This window comes from Oerskovia flava (assembly GCF_026163685.1).
Lineage (GTDB): Bacteria > Actinomycetota > Actinomycetes > Actinomycetales > Cellulomonadaceae > Oerskovia_A > Oerskovia_A flava.
The window spans coordinates 631348-651768 of the sequence record NZ_JAOXSR010000001.1 but is presented as its reverse complement, the minus strand read 5'-3'; the positions used below and the strand labels follow the sequence as shown (position 1 = coordinate 651768).

At 68.4% G+C, this 20421-nt stretch carries 15 protein-coding genes; all 15 read right to left on the bottom strand.

The window, feature by feature from the left end; genetic code table 11:
* Window positions 1-52: 52 nt before the first annotated feature.
* The 15 genes from rpsS to OHL10_RS02730 all read right to left on the bottom strand — a co-directional run bounded on the left by rpsS (window position 53) and on the right by OHL10_RS02730 (window position 20406).
* Window positions 53-334, bottom strand: coding sequence for a 30S ribosomal protein S19 (gene rpsS / locus OHL10_RS02800; protein WP_123307980.1), 282 nt, complete (start codon window positions 332-334; stop codon window positions 53-55).
* A gap of 14 nt (window positions 335-348) precedes the next feature.
* Window positions 349-1185 carry a 50S ribosomal protein L2 gene (gene rplB, locus OHL10_RS02795; RefSeq protein ID WP_265520632.1) on the bottom strand — a complete coding sequence of 279 codons (837 nt, stop codon included), beginning with the start codon at window positions 1183-1185 and terminating at the stop codon, window positions 349-351.
* A 32-nt stretch (window positions 1186-1217) separates the two neighbouring features.
* Complete coding sequence (gene rplW, locus OHL10_RS02790; protein ID WP_265520631.1) at window positions 1218-1520, bottom strand: 50S ribosomal protein L23; 303 nt, start codon at window positions 1518-1520, stop codon at window positions 1218-1220.
* Window positions 1517-2230 carry a 50S ribosomal protein L4 gene (rplD, locus tag OHL10_RS02785; protein ID WP_265520630.1) on the bottom strand — a complete coding sequence of 238 codons (714 nt, stop codon included), beginning with the start codon at window positions 2228-2230 and terminating at the stop codon, window positions 1517-1519. Before rplD ends, rplW begins: the two co-directional genes overlap by 4 nt.
* 5 nt (window positions 2231-2235) lie before the next feature.
* The gene (gene rplC / locus OHL10_RS02780; protein WP_265520629.1) at window positions 2236-2898 is read right to left on the bottom strand and encodes a 50S ribosomal protein L3; all 663 of its coding nucleotides are present in this window, start codon (window positions 2896-2898) and stop codon (window positions 2236-2238) included.
* Between the two features lie 14 nt (window positions 2899-2912).
* Window positions 2913-3221 (bottom strand): 30S ribosomal protein S10, encoded by a 309-nt coding sequence (rpsJ, locus tag OHL10_RS02775; RefSeq protein ID WP_012867945.1) that lies wholly within the window; start codon window positions 3219-3221, stop codon window positions 2913-2915.
* Window positions 3222-3803: 582 nt separating this feature from the next.
* Window positions 3804-5000: an elongation factor Tu gene (gene tuf / locus OHL10_RS02770; protein ID WP_265520628.1), complete on the bottom strand. Its 1197-nt coding sequence runs from the start codon at window positions 4998-5000 to the stop codon at window positions 3804-3806.
* Between the two features lie 127 nt (window positions 5001-5127).
* Window positions 5128-7230, bottom strand: coding sequence for an elongation factor G (fusA, locus tag OHL10_RS02765; RefSeq protein ID WP_265520627.1), 2103 nt, complete (start codon window positions 7228-7230; stop codon window positions 5128-5130).
* Between the two features lie 109 nt (window positions 7231-7339).
* A complete protein-coding gene (rpsG, locus tag OHL10_RS02760) occupies window positions 7340-7810 on the bottom strand; it encodes a 30S ribosomal protein S7 (protein WP_265520626.1) in 471 nt (156 codons plus the stop codon).
* The gene (gene rpsL / locus OHL10_RS02755) at window positions 7810-8184 is read right to left on the bottom strand and encodes a 30S ribosomal protein S12 (RefSeq protein WP_021479869.1); all 375 of its coding nucleotides are present in this window, start codon (window positions 8182-8184) and stop codon (window positions 7810-7812) included. Before rpsL ends, rpsG begins: the two co-directional genes overlap by 1 nt.
* Window positions 8185-8513: 329 nt before the next feature.
* Complete coding sequence (locus OHL10_RS02750; RefSeq protein WP_265520625.1) at window positions 8514-12389, bottom strand: DNA-directed RNA polymerase subunit beta'; 3876 nt, start codon at window positions 12387-12389, stop codon at window positions 8514-8516.
* Window positions 12390-12567: 178 nt separating this feature from the next.
* Window positions 12568-16092 (bottom strand): DNA-directed RNA polymerase subunit beta, encoded by a 3525-nt coding sequence (gene rpoB, locus OHL10_RS02745; protein ID WP_265520624.1) that lies wholly within the window; start codon window positions 16090-16092, stop codon window positions 12568-12570.
* 414 nt (window positions 16093-16506) lie between these two features.
* Window positions 16507-16896, bottom strand: coding sequence for a 50S ribosomal protein L7/L12 (gene rplL, locus OHL10_RS02740; protein ID WP_265520623.1), 390 nt, complete (start codon window positions 16894-16896; stop codon window positions 16507-16509).
* Between the two features lie 98 nt (window positions 16897-16994).
* Entirely contained in the window at window positions 16995-17522 is a 528-nt protein-coding gene (rplJ, locus tag OHL10_RS02735; RefSeq protein WP_265520622.1) for a 50S ribosomal protein L10, read from the bottom strand.
* A gap of 307 nt (window positions 17523-17829) precedes the next feature.
* Entirely contained in the window at window positions 17830-20406 is a 2577-nt protein-coding gene (locus tag OHL10_RS02730) for a CHAT domain-containing protein (protein ID WP_265520621.1), read from the bottom strand.
* Between the last annotated feature and the right edge of the window lie 15 nt (window positions 20407-20421).

The window sequence follows — 20421 nt, the reverse complement described above, 5'->3', positions numbered from 1 at the left end:
TGCCTTCTTCTCTCTTATGACCGTCGGGGTCACGTCGCTGCTGACCCGGGGGTCAGCGGCGACGGCCCTTCTTGTCGTCCTTCACGTGGCCGCGGAAGGTCCGGGTGGGTGCGAACTCACCGAGCTTGTGGCCGACCATGGACTCGGTGACGAACACCGGGGTGTGCTTGCGACCGTCGTGCACGGCAAACGTGTGACCGAGGAAGTCGGGCGTGATGACCGACCGACGGGACCAGGTCTTGATGACGTTCTTGGTCCCCTTCTCGTTCTGCACGTCCACCTTCTTCTGAAGGTGGTCGTCGACGAAGGGGCCCTTCTTCAGGCTGCGTGGCATCTGTCAGGCTCCTATCAGCGCTTCTTGCCAGTACGACGGCGCCGCACGATCAGCTTGTCGCTCGGCTTGTTGGGACGGCGGGTACGACCCTCCGGCTGGCCCCAGGGGCTCACCGGGTGACGACCACCGGAGGTCTTGCCTTCTCCACCACCGTGAGGGTGGTCGATCGGGTTCATCGCGACACCGCGGACGCTGGGACGCTTGCCCTTCCAGCGCATACGGCCGGCCTTGCCCCAGTTGATGTTCGACTGCTCGGCGTTGCCCACCTCGCCGACCGTCGCGCGGCAGCGCAGGTCGACGTTGCGGATCTCGCCGGAGGGCATACGCAGCTGGGCGTACGGGCCGTCCTTGGCGACGAGCTGCACCGACGCACCAGCCGAACGGGCGATCTTCGCGCCGCCACCGGGCTTGAGCTCGATGGCGTGGATGACCGTACCGGTCGGGATGTTGCGCAGCGGCAGGTTGTTGCCGGGCTTGATGTCGGCGCCGGCACCGTTCTCGATGACGTCGCCCTGCTTCAGCTTGTTCGGCGCGATGATGTAGCGCTTCTCGCCGTCCGCGTAGTGCAGGAGCGCAATACGTGCGGTGCGGTTCGGGTCGTACTCGATGTGAGCGACCTTGGCCGGCACGCCGTCCTTGTCGTGGCGACGGAAGTCGATGACGCGGTAGGCACGCTTGTGTCCACCACCCTTGTGACGGGTGGTGATCCGACCGGTGCTGTTGCGGCCACCGCTCTTGGAGAGCGGGCGGACCAGCGACTTCTCCGGCTCCGAGCGCGTGATCTCGACGAAGTCGGCAACGCTCGCGCCGCGGCGGCCCGGCGTCGTCGGCTTGTACTTACGGATTCCCATGGGGATCTGTCCTCAATCTGCTCTCGTCCGGCTCAGCCGACCGGCCCGCCGAAGATGTCGATCGTGCCCTCGCGGAGGGTGATGATCGCTCGCTTGGTGTCCTTGCGCTTGCCCAGCCCGAAACGCGTCCGCCGGGTCTTGCCCTTGCGGTTGATCGTGTTCACGGAGGCAACCTTGACCGAGAAGATCTGCTCGACGGCGATCTTGATCTCGGTCTTGTTGGCTCGCGGGTCGACGAGGAAGGTGTACTTCCCCTCGTCCAGGAGCCCATAGCTCTTCTCGGAGACGACCGGCGCGAGCAGGATGTCGCGAGGGTCCTTGGTGGGGGTGCTCACTTCGCAGCCTCCTCGGTGTCGGCAGCCTCGACCTCGGCCGCTTCGGCCTCGGTAGCCACGGCCTTGGCGGACGAGCCCGTTGCCGGACCGGCCAGGAACGCGTCGAGCGCGCCCTGCGTGAAGACCACGTCGTCCGAGATGAGGACGTCGTAGGTGTTGAGCTGGTCCGCGACGAGCAGGTGAACCTGCTCGACGTTGCGGAGCGACTTCACGGTCAGCTCGTCGCCACGCTCCACGACCACGAGGACGTGCTTGCGGGGCGAGAGGAGCGCGAGGGTCGTGACGGCGGTGCTCGTCGACGGCAGGCCGTCGACGCCGAAGCCGGTCACCACGTGCACACGACCGTTGCGGGCCCGGTCGGAGAGGGCACCGCGCAGGGCAGCAGCCTTCATCTTCTTCGGGGTGCGCTGGTCGTAGCTGCGCGGCGTCGGGCCGTGGACCGTGCCACCGCCGGCGAACTGCGGCGCGCGGATCGAGCCCTGACGGGCGCGGCCCGTGCCCTTCTGCTTGTAAGGCTTCTTGCCACCACCGCGGACTTCGCCACGGGACTTGGTGTCATGGGTGCCCTGACGTGCAGCTGCACGCTGGGCGACGACGACCTGGTGGATCAGCGGGACGTTCGTCTCGACGTCGAACACCTCGGCAGGAAGCTCGGCGGTGCCGGTCTTCTTGCCCTGGGGGTTCAGCACGTCAACGGTCTGAGCGGCCATCAGGCTCACGCTCCCTTCGCGGCGCTACGCACGAGGACGACGCCACCCTTGGAGCCGGGAACTGCGCCCTTGACGAGCAGCAGGCCCTTCTCGACGTCGACCGCGTGGACGGTCAGGTTCTGGGTGGTCTGACGGACATTGCCCATCCGACCTGCCATCCGCATGCCCTTGAAGACGCGCGACGGGGTCGAAGCCCCACCGATCGAGCCGGGCTTGCGGTGGTTGCGGTGCGAACCGTGCGAGGCGCCCACGCCGGAGAAGCCGTGACGCTTCATGACACCGGCGGTGCCCTTGCCCTTGGTGGTCCCCGTGATGTCGACCGTGGTGCCGGCCTCGAAGGCCTCCGCCGTGATCTCCTGGCCGAGCGCGAACTCGCCAGCATCGGTGGTGCGCACCTCGGCGACGTGACGGCGCGGCGTGACGCCGGCCTTCTCGAAGTGCCCCTTGAGCGGCTTCGTGACCTTGCGCGGGTCGATCTGGCCGTAGGCCAGCTGGACCGCGGCGTAGCCGTCAGCGTCCTGGGTGCGGACCTGGGTCACCACGTTGGTGCCCACCGCGACGACGGTGACGGGCACGAGGCGCCCGGCCTCGTCCCAGACCTGTGTCATCCCGAGCTTGGTGCCGAGCACGGCCGTAACCGGCCGGGCGTTCTGCTGGGGGGTAGTCATGATGTCCTCCAGCCTCAGAGCTTGATCTCGATGTTCACGTCGGCAGGCAGGTCGAGTCGCATGAGCGAGTCGACGGCCTTCGGCGTGGGATCGATGATGTCGATAAGCCGCTTGTGCGTGCGCATCTCGAAGTGCTCGCGGCTGTCCTTGTACTTGTGAGGCGACCGGATGACGCAGAAGACGTTCTTCTCCGTCGGCAGCGGCACCGGACCCACGACCGTCGCACCAGCGCGGGTGACAGTGTCGACGATCTTTCGCGCCGAGCTGTCGATCACCTCGTGGTCGTAGGACTTGAGCCGGATGCGGATCTTCTGTCCCGCCATGGCGTCGTCTGACTCTCTCTCTCGAACCGCTAGCTGTCCGACCCCCGCGTTCGGGCGTGTCGCCTAGAGCGACATACCTGAGCGCGCACACCAGGAACGGTGCGGGGCCGTTGGATATGTGAACCAGAGCTCGCGCGTCGGGCGGAGTGCCCGTACCCGACGCCTCAGCACCGATACACAACGTTGTCGAGCCTGTGATGTGGAACGTGTGTTCCGCAGGGCGCTCGATCCATGTCGACAGAGAGCTCAACCCGCAGAACCCCGGTGAGTCCGGGGAACGCATCTCGACGGATCGCGAGGATCTCGAGAAGCGGTTCAACACACTGTTCGACACATGAAAGAACGCGCCCGTAACAGGCAACCTGAACAGTTTGCCACACGGATGCGCAGAAGGCTAATCGCGGGAGCGACCACCCTCTTCCGCACCGCTGGCCCACCCTCTGCCAGCCGCTGGCCGGCCGTGCGGACCAGCGGACCGGACTGCCCGGCACGCCGCCTGCCACGGCACGAGGGCCCGGGCACCTCGCGGTGCCCGGGCCCTCGTGACCGGCTGCTCAGCGGTGCAGCACGTGACGCGTCAGATCACTTGAGGATCTTGGTGACGCGGCCCGAGCCGACCGTACGGCCACCCTCACGGATGGCGAAGCCGAGGCCCTCTTCCATGGCGATCGGCTGGATCAGCGCGACCGTCATCTCGGTGTTGTCGCCGGGCATCACCATCTCGGTGCCCTCGGGCAGCGTGATGACGCCGGTGACGTCCGTGGTGCGGAAGTAGAACTGCGGACGGTAGTTCGAGTAGAACGGGTTGTGACGCCCACCCTCGTCCTTGCCCAGGATGTAGACCTGAGCCTCGAAGTCGGTGTGCGGCGTGATCGAACCCGGCTTCACGACGACCTGGCCGCGCTCGACGTCCTCGCGCTTGATGCCACGCAGGAGGAGACCGGTGTTGTCGCCGGCCTGCGCCTGGTCCATCTGCTTGTGGAACGTCTCGATGCCCGTGACCGTGGTCTTCTGCGGGGAGCGGATGCCGACGATCTCGACGTCCGAGTTCAGGTCGAGCGTGCCACGCTCGACCTTGCCCGTGACGACCGTGCCACGACCGGTGATCGTGAAGACGTCCTCGACAGGCATGAGGAACGGCTTGTCCAGCTCGCGGACCGGCTCGGGGACGTTCTCGTCCACGGCCTCCATGAGCTCGACGATCTTCGAGGTCCACGCAGGGTCGCCCTCGAGCGCCTTGAGGCCCGAGACGCGCACGACGGGAGCGTCGTCGCCGTCGTAGCCCTGACCGGAGAGGAGCTCACGCACCTCCATCTCGACGAGCTCGAGGATCTCCTCGTCGTCGACCATGTCGGACTTGTTCAGCGCGACCAGCAGGTAGGGAACGCCCACCTGGCGGGCGAGCAGGACGTGCTCACGCGTCTGCGCCATCGGGCCGTCGGTCGCCGCGACCACGAGGATCGCGCCGTCCATCTGTGCGGCACCGGTGATCATGTTCTTGATGTAGTCGGCGTGCCCGGGAGCGTCGACGTGAGCGTAGTGACGCTTGGGCGTCTCGTACTCGATGTGCGCGATGTTGATCGTGATACCGCGCTGCTTCTCCTCGGGCGCCGCGTCGATCTCGTCGAAGTTGCGCTGCACGTTCGCCGGCAGGTCCGGGTACGTGTCCGCGAGCGTCTTCGAGATCGCTGCCGTCAGCGTCGTCTTACCGTGGTCGACGTGACCGATGGTACCGATGTTGACGTGCGGCTTGGTCCGCTCGAACTTGGCCTTCGCCACTGGGGTCCTCCTGGGACTTGGGTAGATGTGCCGAACGATGGCAGTTGTTGACCAGAAGAGCCTACATCTGCGGGGCGTTGCGGTTTCCTACAGGTTGATGGTTGAGCAGGTCTTCGACCTGTGGGACTTACTCGCCCCGGGTCTTCTTGATGATCTCTTCGGCAACGTTCCGAGGGACCTCGGAGTAGCTGTCGAACTGCATCGAGTACACCGCACGACCCTGGGTCTTGGACCGGAGGTCTCCGATGTAGCCGAACATCTCTGACAACGGTACTTGGGCCCGGACGACCTTCACACCCGTCGCGTCCTCCATGGACTGGATCATTCCACGACGTGAGTTCAGGTCACCGATGACGTCGCCCATGTACTCCTCGGGCGTACGCACCTCGACCGCCATCACCGGCTCCAGCAGAACCGGGTCTGCCCGCTTGACGCCCTCCTTGAGGACCATCGAGCCAGCAATCTTGAACGCCATCTCCGACGAGTCGACGTCGTGGTACGCACCGTCCAGCAGTGTCGCCTTCACGCCAACGAGCGGGAAGCCGGCGAGGACACCGAGCTGCATGGCCGACTGGATGCCCTGGTCGACGCTCGGGATGTACTCGCGCGGGATACGGCCACCGGTCACCGAGTTGACGAACTCGTAGAGCTCGCCCTCGGAGGTGTCGAGCGGCTCGAAGGTCACCTGGACCTTGGCGAACTGCCCGGAACCACCGGTCTGCTTCTTGTGCGTGTAGTCGATCTTCTCCGTCTTGCGACGGATCGTCTCGCGGTAGGCGACCTGCGGCTTGCCGACGTTCGCCTCGACGCGGAACTCGCGACGCATGCGGTCGACGAGGATGTCGAGGTGGAGCTCGCCCATGCCGCCGATGACGGTCTGGCCGGTCTCCTCGTCCAGCTTCACGCGGAACGTCGGGTCCTCCTCGGCGAGCTTCTGGATCGCCGTGGAGAGCTTCTCCTGGTCCGCCTTGGTCTTGGGCTCGATCGCGACGTCGATGACGGGCTCGGGGAAGCTCATCGACTCGAGGATCACCGGGTTCGCGAGGTCGCAGAGGGTGTCACCGGTGGTGACGTCCTTCAGACCGATGAACGCGTAGATGTGACCCGCCGACGCGTCCTCGACCGGGTTCTCCTTGTTGGAGTGCATCTGGAAGAGCTTCCCGATGCGCTCCTTCTTGCCCTTGGTCGAGTTGAGCACCTGGGCGCCCTGCGAAACCTTGCCCGAGTAGACGCGGACGTAGGTCAGCTTCCCGAAGAACGGGTGGGTGGCGACCTTGAAGGCGAGCGCGGCGAACGGCTCGGTCGCGTCCGGGTGTCGCTCCACGACGACCGTCTCGTCCTTGACGTCGAGGCCCTCGATGGCAGGCACGTCGAGCGGCGTCGGCAGGTAGTCGATGACCGCGTCGAGCATGGGCTGGACGCCCTTGTTTTTGAAGGCGGAGCCGCACAGGACGGGGAACGCCTCGCCACGGATCACGAGCTCGCGGATGCCGGCCTTGATCTCGGCGATCGTCGGCTCTTCGCCACCGAGGTACTTCTCGAGCAGCTCCTCGTTGGCCTCGGCGACGGCCTCGATGAGGTCCGCGCGGTACTGCGCGGCCTTCTCGACGAGGTCCGCGGGGATCTCCTCGGTCTCGTAGGCCTCGCCGAGCTTGGTCTCGCCGCGCCAGACGAGCGCCTTCTCCTCGATGAGGTCGACGACGCCGGTGAAGTCGTTCTCGGAGCCGATCGGCAGCTGGATGACCAGCGGCTTCGCCTTGAGGCGGTTGATGATCGTGTCGACGGTGAAGTAGAAGTCAGCGCCGAGCTTGTCCATCTTGTTGACGAAGCAGATGCGGGGGACGTTGTACTTGTCCGCCTGGCGCCACACCGTCTCGGACTGGGGCTCCACACCCTCCTTGCCGTCGAAGACGGCAACGGCGCCGTCGAGCACGCGCAGGGAGCGCTCGACCTCGACCGTGAAGTCCACGTGGCCCGGGGTGTCGATGATGTTGATCTGGTTGTTCTTCCAGTAGCACGTCGTCGCGGCGGACGTGATGGTGATGCCGCGCTCCTGCTCCTGCTCCATCCAGTCCATCGTCGACGCGCCGTCGTGCGTCTCACCGATCTTGTAGTTCACACCTGTGTAGAACAGGATGCGCTCGGTGGTCGTGGTCTTCCCGGCATCGATGTGGGCCATGATGCCGATGTTGCGGACCTTGTTCAGGTCGGTCAGCACGTCAAGTGCCACGGTGTACTTCCCTCTTGTGTGGGGTTGAGACGGGGGCGCTGCTTCTACCGACAAGCCGGCCGGACCCGCCGACGGCCCCGGGGTGTCACCCCAGGGCCGGTCGGTCGGACTACCAGCGGTAGTGCGCGAAGGCCTTGTTGGACTCGGCCATCTTGTGCATGTCCTCGCGGCGCTTGACCGCGGCGCCGAGACCGTTGCTCGCGTCGAGGATCTCGTTCATCAGACGCTCGGTCATCGTCTTCTCGCGGCGGGCGCGCGAGTAGTCCGTGAGCCAGCGCAGCGCGAGCGTCGTGGAGCGCACGGGGCGGACCTCGACAGGCACCTGGTAGGTCGCGCCACCGACGCGGCGGGAGCGGACCTCGAGCGCGGGGCGCACGTTCTCCAGAGCGCGCTTGAGGACGACGACGGGGTCACCGTCGGTCTTCGAGCGGACACCCTCGAGGGCGCCGTAGACGATCGCCTCGGCGGTCGACTTCTTGCCGTCCATGAGGACCTTGTTGATGAGCTGCGTGACGACCGGCGACCCGTAGACGGGGTCGACGATGAGCGGCCGCTTCGGGGCGGGGCCCTTGCGAGGCATTAGCTCTTCTCCTTCTTGGCGCCGTAGCGGCTGCGGGCCTGCTTGCGGTTCTTGACACCCTGGGTGTCGAGCGCACCGCGCACGATCTTGTACCGCACACCGGGGAGGTCCTTCACACGACCGCCGCGCACGAGCACGATGGAGTGCTCCTGGAGGTTGTGGCCGACACCGGGGATGTACGCGGTGACCTCGACCTGGGAGGAGAGCTTGACACGCGCGACCTTGCGGAGCGCCGAGTTCGGCTTCTTGGGGGTGGTGGTGTACACGCGCGTGCACACACCGCGCCGCTGCGGGGAACCCTTGAGGGCGGGAGTCTTGGACTTCCCGACCTTCGAGGTCCGCCCCTTGCGGACGAGCTGCTGGATCGTAGGCACTACGTCTCCGTGTCTTCTCGAGCGGTGCCGGGGAGCCCCCGGCTGTGGTCTTCGGGCTTCAGGCGCCGATCGCATGCGGCACCTGCGGCGCGTCAAGCGCCGCAATCGCCACGTACCACCGGCTCGATGGTCCAGCTCTGTCCGCCCGCGAAGGTCGATCAGGTCCGGAATGCCCGCGCACTCACATCGGCCCACTGGAAAACATCACAGAGGGCCCGACGGCGCGGGCACGAGTTGCAAGACTACCCGCCACCGGGCGGGCAGTCAAAGACGGTCACGATGCAGGGAGGTGCGGGGTGCCCGACAGGTCGCCGGGCACCCCGCAGACATCAGCGGTAGTCGCCGAAGTCCAGGTCCTCGAGCGGGATCGCCTCTCCGGAGCCCATACCGAGGGCCGGGAAGTCGATCTCGTCGTAGCCGAAGCTCGGGTAGAGCTCCGTCTTGGCCTGCTCGGTCGGCTCGACGTCCACGTTGCCGTAGCGGGGCAGGCCCGTGCCGGCGGGGATGAGCTTACCGAGGATGACATTCTCCTTGAGGCCGAGCAGCGGGTCGCGCCGTCCGCTCATCGCGGCCTCGGTCAGCACGCGCGTCGTCTCCTGGAAGGAGGCCGCCGAGAGCCACGAGTCGGTCGCGAGCGACGCCTTCGTGATACCCATCAGCTCGGGACGGCCGGAGGCCGGCTGGCCACCCTCCGCCACCGCGCGACGGTTGAGGTCCTCGAACCGGCCGCGCTCGGCCAGCTCACCCGGCAGGAGGTGGGCGTCGCCGGAGTCCAGCACGGTCACGCGGCGCAGCATCTGCCGCACGATGACCTCGATGTGCTTGTCGTGGATGTCCACACCCTGGGAGCGGTAGACCTCCTGGACCTCGTCCACCAGGTGCTTCTGCGTGGCACGGGGGCCGAGGATGCGCAGGACCTTCTTCGGGTCCACCGCACCCTGCACGAGCTGGGTACCGACCGAGACGTGGTCACCGTCCGCGACGAGGAGGCGCGAACGCTTCGTCACCGGGTAGGCGATCTCCTCGGAGCCGTCGTCCGGCGTGAGCACCAGGCGACGCGTCCGCTCGGACTCGTCGATGGTGATGCGCCCGGAGAACTCCGCGATCGGCGCCTCACCCTTGGGCGTCCGCGCCTCGAAGAGCTCCGTGACACGGGGCAGACCCTGCGTGATGTCGTCCGCGGAGGCCACACCACCGGTGTGGAAGGTACGCATCGTCAGCTGCGTGCCCGGCTCACCGATCGACTGCGCCGAGATGATGCCGACGGCCTCGCCGATGTCGACGAGCTTGCCCGTCGCGAGCGAGCGCCCGTAGCACTTCGCGCACGTGCCGACCCGAGACTCGCAGGTCAGGACCGAGCGGACCTTGACCTCCATGACACCCGCGCCGATGACCGCGTCGATCGCCACGTCACCGGCGTCTTCCCCGGCCTTCGCGACGACGTTGCCGTCGGCGTCCTTGACGTCCAGCGCGAGGGTCCGCGAGTAGATGCTCGTCTCGACCTTCGCGTGCCGCACGAGACGGTCGCCGAGCTGCTCGGCGACCGGCAGCGTCAGACCGCGCTCCGTGCCGCAGTCCTCCTCGCGGATGATGACGTCCTGCGAGACGTCCACCAGACGACGAGTCAGGTACCCCGAGTCGGCGGTACGCAGCGCGGTGTCGGCCAGACCCTTGCGGGCACCGTGCGTCGCGATGAAGTACTCGAGGACGGACAGGCCCTCGCGGTAGTTGGACTTGATCGGGCGAGGGATGATCTCGCCCTTCGGGTTCGCCACGAGACCGCGCATACCGGCGATCTGACGGACCTGCATCCAGTTACCACGCGCGCCCGAGCCGACCATCCGGTAGACCGTGTTGCGCTCGGGGAAGTTGTCCTTCATCACCGTGGCGACCTTGTCGGTGGCCTGGGTCCAGATCTCGATGAGCTCCTGGCGACGCTCGTCGTCCGTGATCAGACCACGCTCGTACTGCTGCTGCACCTTGAGCGCGCGCGCCTCGTGCTCCTCGAGGATGGCGGCCTTCTCGATCGGGGTCGCCACGTCGGAGATCGCGATGGTGACACCCGAGCGGGTGGCCCAGTGGAAGCCGGCCTCCTTCAGCGCGTCGAGCGACGCCGCGACCTCGACCTTCGGGTACTTCTCGGCGAGCTCGTTGACGATCGCGGAGAGCTGCTTCTTGTCCACCACACCGTTGATGTACGGGTAGTCGACGGGCAGCGTCTCGTTGAACAGCGCGCGACCGAGCGTCGTCGGGAAGAGGATCGGCTGACCCTGCTCCCAGCCCTCGGGCGCCTCGAAGCCCGACACCGGCGGCACGAGGTCCGTGAGCCGGATCGTGATCTCGGCGTTCAGGTCCAGCGAGCCCTGGTCGAAGGCCATGATGGCCTCGGAGACCGAGCTGAAGGAGCGGCCGGAGCCCTCGGCCTCAGCCCTGTCGCTGGTCAGGTGGTGCAGACCGATGATCATGTCCTGCGAAGGCATGGTCACCGGACGGCCGTCCGACGGCTTGAGGATGTTGTTGCTCGAGAGCATGAGGATGCGCGCCTCGGCCTGGGCCTCGGCGGAGAGCGGCAGGTGGACGGCCATCTGGTCGCCGTCGAAGTCCGCGTTGAACGCGGCGCAGACGAGCGGGTGCAGGTGGATCGCCTTGCCCTCGACCAGCTGGGGCTCGAAGGCCTGGATGCCGAGGCGGTGCAGGGTCGGTGCACGGTTGAGCAGCACGGGGTGCTCGGTGATGACCTCTTCGAGGACGTCCCACACGACCGGGCGCGCACGCTCGACCATCCGCTTGGCGCTCTTGATGTTCTGCGCGTGGTTGAGGTCCACGAGCCGCTTCATGACGAAAGGCTTGAAGAGCTCGAGCGCCATCTGCTTCGGCAGGCCGCACTGGTGCAGCTTGAGCTGCGGGCCGACCACGATGACCGAACGGCCCGAGTAGTCGACGCGCTTGCCGAGGAGGTTCTGACGGAACCGCCCCTGCTTGCCCTTGAGCATGTCGGAGATGGACTTCAGCGGGCGGTTGCCGGGGCCCGTGACCGGACGACCACGTCGACCGTTGTCGAAGAGCGAGTCCACGGCCTCCTGGAGCATCCGCTTCTCGTTGTTGACGATGATCTCCGGAGCACCCAGGTCGAGCAGACGCTTGAGGCGGTTGTTCCGGTTGATCACGCGGCGGTACAGGTCGTTCAGGTCGCTCGTCGCGAACCGCCCACCGTCGAGCTGCACCATGGGGCGCAGGTCCGGCGGGATGACCGGGACGGCGTCGAGCACCATGCCGGTCGGCGAGTTCGTCGTCGTGAGGAACGCGTTGACGACCTTGAGGCGCTTGAGCGCACGGGTCTTGCGCTGACCCTTGCCGCTGCGGATGGTCTCTCGCAGCGACTCGGCCTCGGCGTCGAGGTCGAACGTCTCGAGGCGCTTCTGGATCGCGGCGGCGCCCATCGAGCCCTCGAAGTAGTTGCCGTAGCGGTCCTGGAGGGCGCGGTACAGCATCTCGTCGCCCTCGAGGTCCGCGACCTTGAGGTTCTTGAAACGGTCCCAGACCTGCTCGAGGCGGTCGAGCTCGGCGTCGGAGCGCTTGCGCAGGGACGCCATCTCGCGCTCGGCGGAGTCGCGCACCTTGCGGCGCGCGTCAGCCTTGGCACCCTCGGCCTCGAGCGCGGCGAGGTCCGCCTCGAGCTTCTGGGCGCGGGCGTTGATGTCGTTGTCGCGGCGGTCGGTGATCTCCTTCTTCTCCAGGTCGATCTCGTTCTGGAGGTTCGGGAGGTCTTCCTGGCGACCGTCGACGTCGACCGACGTGATCATGTACGCCGCGAAGTAGATGACCTTCTCCAGGTCCTTCGGGGCGAGGTCCAGCAGGTAGCCCAGACGCGAGGGCACACCCTTGAAGAACCAGATGTGCGTGACGGGCGCGGCGAGCTCGATGTGGCCCATGCGCTCACGACGGACCTTCGAGCGCGTCACCTCGACGCCGCAGCGCTCGCAGATGATGCCCTTGAAGCGCACACGCTTGTACTTGCCGCAGTAGCACTCCCAGTCCCGGGTGGGGCCGAAGATCTTCTCGCAGAAGAGCCCGTCCTTCTCCGGCTTGAGGGTGCGGTAGTTGATGGTCTCGGGCTTCTTGACCTCGCCGTGCGACCAGGCACGGATGTCGTCGGCCGTGGCCAGGCCGATACGCAGCTCGTCGAAGACATTGACGTCGAGCAAGGTGTCCTACTTCCTTCGTCTGCCGGTCGCGCCGTCCGTCCGGAGTGGCTCCGAGAGGTGGCGCGGTGTCGGCACGGTGGAGATGGGGTGTGTCAGGTGTCGGTCGGTGACGGTGGTGCCGGGGCCGCGGACCCGGAGGGGTCCGACGGCTGGTCCGGCACCACCGCAGCGCCCGAGATCAGATCTCGTCGATGCTGGAGGCTGCGTTGGGGCGACGGGACAGGTCGATCCCGAGCTCTTCCGCGGCGCGGTAGACCTCGTCGTCGGACTCCCGCATCTCGATGGAGACACCGTCGCTGGAGAGCACCTCGACGTTCAGGCACAGCGACTGCATCTCCTTGAGGAGCACCTTGAACGACTCGGGGATGCCCGAGTCGGGGATGTTCTCGCCCTTGACGATGGCCTCGTAGACCTTCACACGCCCGGGGACGTCGTCCGACTTGATCGTGAGGAGCTCCTGGAGCGTGTACGCGGCGCCGTACGCCTCGAGCGCCCAGACCTCCATCTCACCGAAGCGCTGACCGCCGAACTGCGCCTTACCACCCAGCGGCTGCTGCGTGATCATCGAGTACGGGCCGGTCGAGCGCGCGTGGATCTTGTCGTCGACGAGGTGGTGGAGCTTGAGGATGTACATGTAGCCCACGGACACGGCCTCGGGGAACGGCTCGCCGGAGCGGCCGTCGAAGAGACGCGCCTTGCCGTCGGGGCCCACGGTCCGCACGCCGTCACGGTTCGGGAGCGTCGTACCGAGCAGACCGCTGAGCGCGTCCTCCTGCAGACCGTCGAACACCGGGGTACCGACCGGCCGTCCAGGCTCGGACGTCGCCGCGATGTCAGGGACGTTCGCCTTCCAGGACTTGCCGTTCTTGCCCACGGTGTCCTCGGCGAGCGAGATGTCCCAGCCCTGCTTCGCGACCCACCCGAGGTGCGTCTCGAGGACCTGGCCGACGTTCATCCGGCCGGGGACGCCGAGCGGGTTGAGCACGACGTCGACCGGCGTCCCGTCCTCGAGGAACGGCATGTCCTCGACGGGCAGGATCTTCGAGATGACGCCCTTGTTGCCGTGGCGACCGGCGAGCTTGTCACCGTCGGTGATCTTGCGGCGCTGGGCGATGTACACGCGGACCAGCTGGTTCACGCCGGCGGGCAGCTCGTCGCCGTCCTCCCGGTTGAACTCGCGGACGCCGATGACCGTCCCGGACTCGCCGTGGGGCACCTTGAGCGACGTGTCACGGACCTCACGGGCCTTCTCGCCGAAGATGGCGCGCAGCAGGCGCTCCTCCGGGGTGAGCTCGGTCTCGCCCTTGGGCGTGACCTTGCCGACGAGCACGTCGCCGGCGCCGACCTCGGCACCGATGCGGATGATGCCGCGCTCGTCGAGGTCCGCGAGGACCTCCTCGGAGACGTTCGGGATGTCCCGCGTGATCTCCTCGGGGCCGAGCTTGGTGTCGCGCGCGTCGACCTCGTGCTCCTCGATGTGGATGGAGGAGAGCACGTCGTCCTGGACGAGACGCTGGCTGAGGATGATCGCGTCCTCGTAGTTGTGCCCCTCCCACGACATGAAGGCCACGAGCAGGTTGCGGCCGAGCGCGAGCTCGCCCTCGTCCGTGGCAGGGCCGTCGGCGAGGACGGAGCCGACCTCGATGCGCTGGCCCTCGTCGACCAGCACACGCTGGTTGTAGCTCGTGCCCTGGTTGGAGCGGCGGAACTTCGCGGCGCGGTAGCTGCCGGTCGTGCCGTCGTCGTTGGCCACGAGGATGAGGTCCGCGGAGACCTCGGTGACGACGCCGGGCTTGGTCGCGACGATGACGTCACCGGCGTCGACGGCCGCACGACGCTCCATGCCGGTCCCGACGAGCGGAGCCTCGGAGCGCACCAGCGGCACGGCCTGGCGCTGCATGTTGGCGCCCATGAGCGCACGGTTGGCGTCGTCGTGCTCGAGGAACGGGATGAGCGCGGTCGCGACGGAGACCATCTGACGGGGCGAGACGTCCATGTAGTCGACGTTCGCGCCGGGGACGATCTCGACCTCGCCGCCCTTGGTGCGCACGAGGACGCGCTCGTCGGTGAAGGCACCGTCGGCGTTCAGGCTCTGGTTGGCCTGCGCGATGATGTAGCGGTCCTCGTCGTCGGCCGTCAGGTAGACGACCTCGTCGGTGACCTTGCCGCCGGTGACCTTGCGGTACGGCGTCTCGATGAAGCCGAACGGGTTGATCCGCCCGTAGGACGCGAGCGAGCCGATGAGGCCGATGTTCGGGCCTTCCGGGGTCTCGATCGGGCACATGCGGCCGTAGTGCGACGGGTGGACGTCACGGACCTCCATGCCGGCGCGGTCACGGGACAGACCACCCGGGCCCAGCGCGGACAGACGACGCTTGTGCGTCAGGCCGGCGAGCGGGTTGTTCTGGTCCATGAACTGCGAGAGCTGCGAGGTACCGAAGAACTCACGGATCGACGCCACCACGGGGCGGATGTTGATCAGCGTCTGCGGCGTGATGGCCTCGACGTCCTGCGTCGTCATGCGCTCGCGCACGACGCGCTCCATCCGGGACAGGCCCGTGCGGACCTGGTTCTGGATGAGCTCGCCCACGGCGCGGATACGACGGTTGCCGAAGTGGTCGATGTCGTCGGTCTCGACACGCACCTCGATGTCCTCGCCGTTGCGCTTGCCGGGCATCGTCGAGTGGTCGGCGTGCAGCGCGGCCATGTGCTTGATCGTCGCGACGATGTCGGAGACGGACAGCGTGGAGTCGGTCAGCGGCGCGTCGATGCCGAGCTTCTTGTTCACCTTGTAGCGGCCGACCTTCGCGAGGTCGTAGCGCTTGGGGTTGAAGTAGAAGTTCTCGAGCAGCGAGCGGCCGGCCTCGACCGTCGGCGGCTCACCGGGACGGATCTTGCGGTAGAGGTCGACGAGCGCCTCCTCCGCCGTGTGCACGTGGTCCTTCTCGAGCGTGTCGAGGACCGCGGGGTACGCCGCGAACTCCTCGCGGATCTCCGACTCGGTCAGGCCGAGGGCCTTGAGCAGCACCGTGACGGACTGCTTGCGCTTGCGGTCGACGCGCACGCCGACGGCGTCGCGCTTGTCGATCTCGAACTCGAGCCAGGCGCCGCGCGAGGGGATGATCTTCGCGGAGAAGATGTCCTTGTCGCTCGTCTTGTCGGCGGTGCGCTCGAAGTAGACGCCCGGCGAGCGGACGAGCTGCGAGACGACGACACGCTCGGTGCCGTTGATGATGAACGTGCCGCGAGCGGTCATGAGCGGGAAGTCGCCCATGAAGACCGTCTGGCTCTTGATCTCACCGGTGGTGTAGTTCACGAACTCCGCGGTGACGAACAGCGGCGCGGCGTAGGTGAAGTCCTTCTCCTTGCACTCCTCGGCCGTGTACTTCGGCGGCTCGAAGCGGTGGTTGGAGAAGGAGAGCGACATCGAGGATCCGAAGTCCTCGATCGGGGAGATCTCCTCGAAGATCTCCTCGAGGCCGGACGTCGCGGGGACGTCCTGGCGTCCGGCGGCGTTGGCCGCGTCCACACGCGCACGCCACGAGGCGTTACCCAGCAACCAGTCGAAGCTGTCGGTCTGGAGCCCGAGAAGATCGGGGACCTCGAGCGGTTCGTAGATCTTGGCGAAGGAGACGCGCCGGGAAGCGGTGCGGTTCGCGATAGCGTCGGCGGACGGAGCAGAAGGGATGCGCGAGGCAGCCAAGAGGGGTCCTTCCCTGCAGATCGAAAAGCACGCAGCACCGTCGGGCTGGGCACGATCCCCCGCCTCGAGCCGACCGAACGGACGCGCACGTACGTCGTCGGGGGGCTCGGGTATCTGAGATCGTGGGCACAAGACAGCGCAAAGCGTTAGCATAGCCCTCGCGCGCGCCCACGTCCAGTCGGGTCCGCGCGCCACCACCGGACGGTCGCGCTGGGCGTCCGCGCACCCGGTGCTCGGCTCGCACGGGCTGCTCCGCCCGTGCTGTCGACCTCGTCGTCGACACCGGCCATGGTGGCACACGCGGGCCCGATCCGTGAAGCCCGCGCCCCGTGGACGCGGCGAGGCCCGCACCCGTGACGGGTGCGGGCCTCGCGCGGTCCTGCGTCCGGTCCCGTCAGCGCGGGACCGGGGGTGTCACTTGACGGTGACGGTAGCGCCGGCGCCCTCGAGAGCGGCCTTGGCCTTCTCGGCAGCGTCCTTGGCAGCACCCTCGAGAACGGGCTTGGGGGCGCCGTCGACGAGGTCCTTGGCCTCCTTCAGGCCGAGGCTCGTGAGGGCACGCACCTCCTTGATGACCTGGATCTTCTTGTCACCGGCGGCCTCGAGGATGACGTCGAACTCCGTCTTCTCCTCCTCGGCCTCGGCGGCAGCGCCACCGCCGGCAGCGGCAGGAGCGGCAGCGGCGACGGGCGCCGCGGCGGTGACCTCGAAGGTCTCCTCGAAGACCTTGACGAACTCGGAGAGCTCGATGAGGGTGAGGCCCTTGAACTGCTCGATGAGCTCTTCGGTGCTGAGCTTCGCCATGATGGCGTTCCTTTCGGTTGGTGCTCTGCAGCGGCCCCGTCAGGGCCCTGCTGGAAGCAGAGGGGGTGTGTGCGTGCTACCTGGTCTCCCGAGGGAGGTCAGGCGGCGACGCTCTCCGATTCCTGCTTCAGGCGCAGGGCATCGATGGTGCGCGCGGCCTGAGCCGTGGGCGCGGTGAAGAGGTACGCCGCCTGGTAGAGCGACGCCTTGAACGCGCCGGCCAGCTTGGCCAGCAGGACCTCGCGGGACTCGAGGTCCGCGAGCTTGGTGATCTCCGCTGCGGTCAGGGAGCGCCCGTCGAGGACACCGCCCTTGATGACCAGCGCGGGGTTCGCCTTGGCGAAGTCACGCAGACCCTTGGCTGCCTCGACCGGGTCACCGGTCACGAAGGCGATGGCCGACGGGCCCTTGAAGTCGGCGTCGATCTCGACACCGGCTTCCTTGGCCGCGATGGCGGTCAGCGTGTTCTTCACCACGGCGTAGGTTGCGTTGCCGCTGAGCGACCGACGCAGCTGCTTGAGCTGCGCGACGGTGAGCCCGCGGTACTCGGTCAGCACGGCCGCGTTCGACTCGCGGAACTGGTCCGTGAGCTCTGCGACTGCGGCTGCCTTGTCCGGCCTCGCCATGGCAATCCTTCCGGTGGTGGTACCACCGGCTCCGCGGCCTCGTCGTGACGAGACCGGGCGCGAGGCCCTGAGAACGAGAAAGAGCCCCGCGCAGGCGCGGGGCTCGTTGTGCAGGCCTGGGCCTGCTCGTCGATGTCGCTACCTGCGCTGGCCCCCGCTGTTCACGGAGCTTCGGTCTTCCGCTCACCACAGAAGGCTCTGGGCAGCGTCGGACGACCGGCGGTCTTGGGTACTCGGACATCGTACGGGACGACGGCGCGTGGTCCAAACCTGCCCGGGCGTCACCCGGACGGGCAGGCACCCGGGGTCACAGCACCAGCGGGCCGAAGCACACGAGCGGGACGGGCTCGGGCTCGTCCGCCACGGCCCGCGCGAGGGCGACGCCCGGCATCGCGCCGTCCCGCAGCTCGGCGTGCAGCGCCGGCATGACCCGTGCCGCGACGTCGTCCCGCAGCGGCGCCACGCTCGCGACCACCGCTCGTGCGCCGAGCCGGAGCAGGACGCTCGTCAGACCGAGCGACTCTCCCCCGACGCGCGGCGTCGACAGGCCCACCTCGCACGCGGAGAGGACCACGACCACACCGTCGAGGTCGATGCCGTCGAGCTCGTGGGCGAAGAGCGGGCCGTCGGCGAGCCGCAGGGACGAGAACAGCGGGTTGTCGATGTCATGGGTGCCGTGCGCGGCGAGGTGGACGACCCCTGCCCGCGGGAGGCGCGAGACCACCTCGGCGCACGTCGCCTGCAAGCCCGACACCACACGGGCGTCGTCCCACACCCCCGCGACGAGCTTCGCCTCCGCCGTGGCGAACCGCAGCCCCGGTCCCGCCACGACGAGCGCCTCGCCCGGACGTCGGAGCGGCAAGCCGTGGCGGAGGTCGACCCACGAGTTCGCCCACGTCCGCAGCCCGTGGCGGGACGGCAGGCTCGCCCACGGCACGGCCAGCAGGAGGTTGCGCGCCGCGACGTGAAGATCTCCGTCAGCACCCAGCGGGGCGACGAGGGCGTCGTCGAGCCAGGTCAGCGTGCGCTGCAGCGAGGACACTGCGGCCGCCCGCATCGGGGCTGGGATGAGAGCGTTCGAGAGCACCGCGAAGTCCGCCCGCGCGCGCCGCACCCGTTCGGCGACCGCGTCGAGGGGCGCGAGGCGGACCAGGCGCGAGCCCTCCCGCGAGACCCGCACGGCGACCACGTCCCCGCCCGACAGCACGAGGTCGGCGACCACCGCGTCCGACCCGTCGCCCGCGAGGGCCGCACGGAGCGCCCGGGTCGTCGTGGGCGCCGGGGTCCCAGCTTCGCCCCCGATCCGCCAGGACCGTCGCCGTGCCTCGTCCTGAAGACGACGCGCCTCGCGCAGGTGCTGCTGGCGCCGGAGCTGCTCCTCGCCGGCGCCGCTCGCGCCGATGTCCCGTGCCGACTCGATCTCGCGCCGGGCCGCGGTGAGCAGCGCGGCGAGCGCCGCGTCGGAGGGTGGCCGGACGCGTCCCGATCCGGCAAAGGTCGCGCGCCCGCGCTCCACCGCGTCGAAGACGTCCGCCGCACGACCCGTCCTGAGCGCGGCCTCGACGTCCAGGTTGCCGAGCCGGACGCCGTGGACCGCCGTAGCCGTCACCGCGTCCACCGAGCCGAGCCGTGCCCGGTGCTCCGAGATCGCCCGCTGGCCGCCCCGCACCGCGCGTACGCCGCTGCGCCGGTCCCCCAGCGCGAACGCCAGCTGCGCGCGGACCGCCTGGTGCTGCACCCGGACCGGGAAGGGGGCCCACCCCGGCAGCCGTGGGACCTCCGCGAGGACGTCGCGAGCCCGGTCGAGCCCGCCCGCGAGGATCTCCCACTCCGCCGCGTGGAGTCGGGCGGGCACGCTGACCCCGAAGCGCGCGACCGCCCCCCGGGCGTCGCCCTCGCGCGCCACGTCCAGCGCGAGGACGCTGCGCCGGCGCAACCGCCGCCGTGCCGCGTCCTGGCCCGCACGGTCGGACGCGAGCATCGCCTCGAGCTCCACGACGCGGGCGTACAGGCTCCAGGTGGTGTTCCCCGATCGCGCGTACAGACGGCGCGCCTGCCCCGCGAGCGCCCGGGCGTCGTCGTACCGACGCAGGCCGACCAGGCAGCGGGCGCGGTCGAGCAGCGCCTCGGCACGCTCCTGCGCCAGACCGTCGTCGGCGAGGAGCTCCGCCGCCTCGGCGAGGGCGACCTCGGCCTCCGAGAGCAGGCCGACCTCGTACAGCACACGGGCACGCCCCACGAGCGCGAGCCCGTCCGGACCGTCCGGCAGGAGCGTCACGGACTCGTCGAACGACTTCAGCGCGGCCGGCATGTCGCCCCGGACGTGGTGCATGTACCCGATGTTGTGCAGCGCGAACGAGACGTAGTGGTCGTTCTGGACCAGGCGGGCGTGCTCGAGCGCCGTCTCGTAGTCGGCGAGGGCCTCGTCGAGGGCACCGATGTCGACGAGGGCCGAGCCTCGGTTCAGGCTCAGCACCGTGCGGTCGCGATGATCGGCAGGACCGGCGAGCTCGAGGGCGACCGTCAGCGGCCGGACCGCTGCCTTGCTGTCCCCCGACCGGAGCAGCAGCACGCCGTGCTGACCGTGGACGAGGCCGCGGAGCCGGTCGTCGAGCAGGCCGGCGGCCTCCTGCGCCCGCGTCAGCACCTCGCCCCCCGCCTCGATGCTCCCCGTGAGCGCGTACACGCAGGCCGCCTCGCCCACGAGTGCGCGGACCCGGGTCTCCCGGGACCAGTCAGTGGCCCCGGACTCCACCTCCCACTGCTCGACGTCCCGGACGAGCCGACGGAACTCACGAGAGGCAGGGCGGACCTTCGACAACGCGTTGAGCTCCTGCGCCCGGCGGAGGCGGTCGGCGAACGCGCGACGCACGTCGTCGTTCACACGACCACCCCCGGG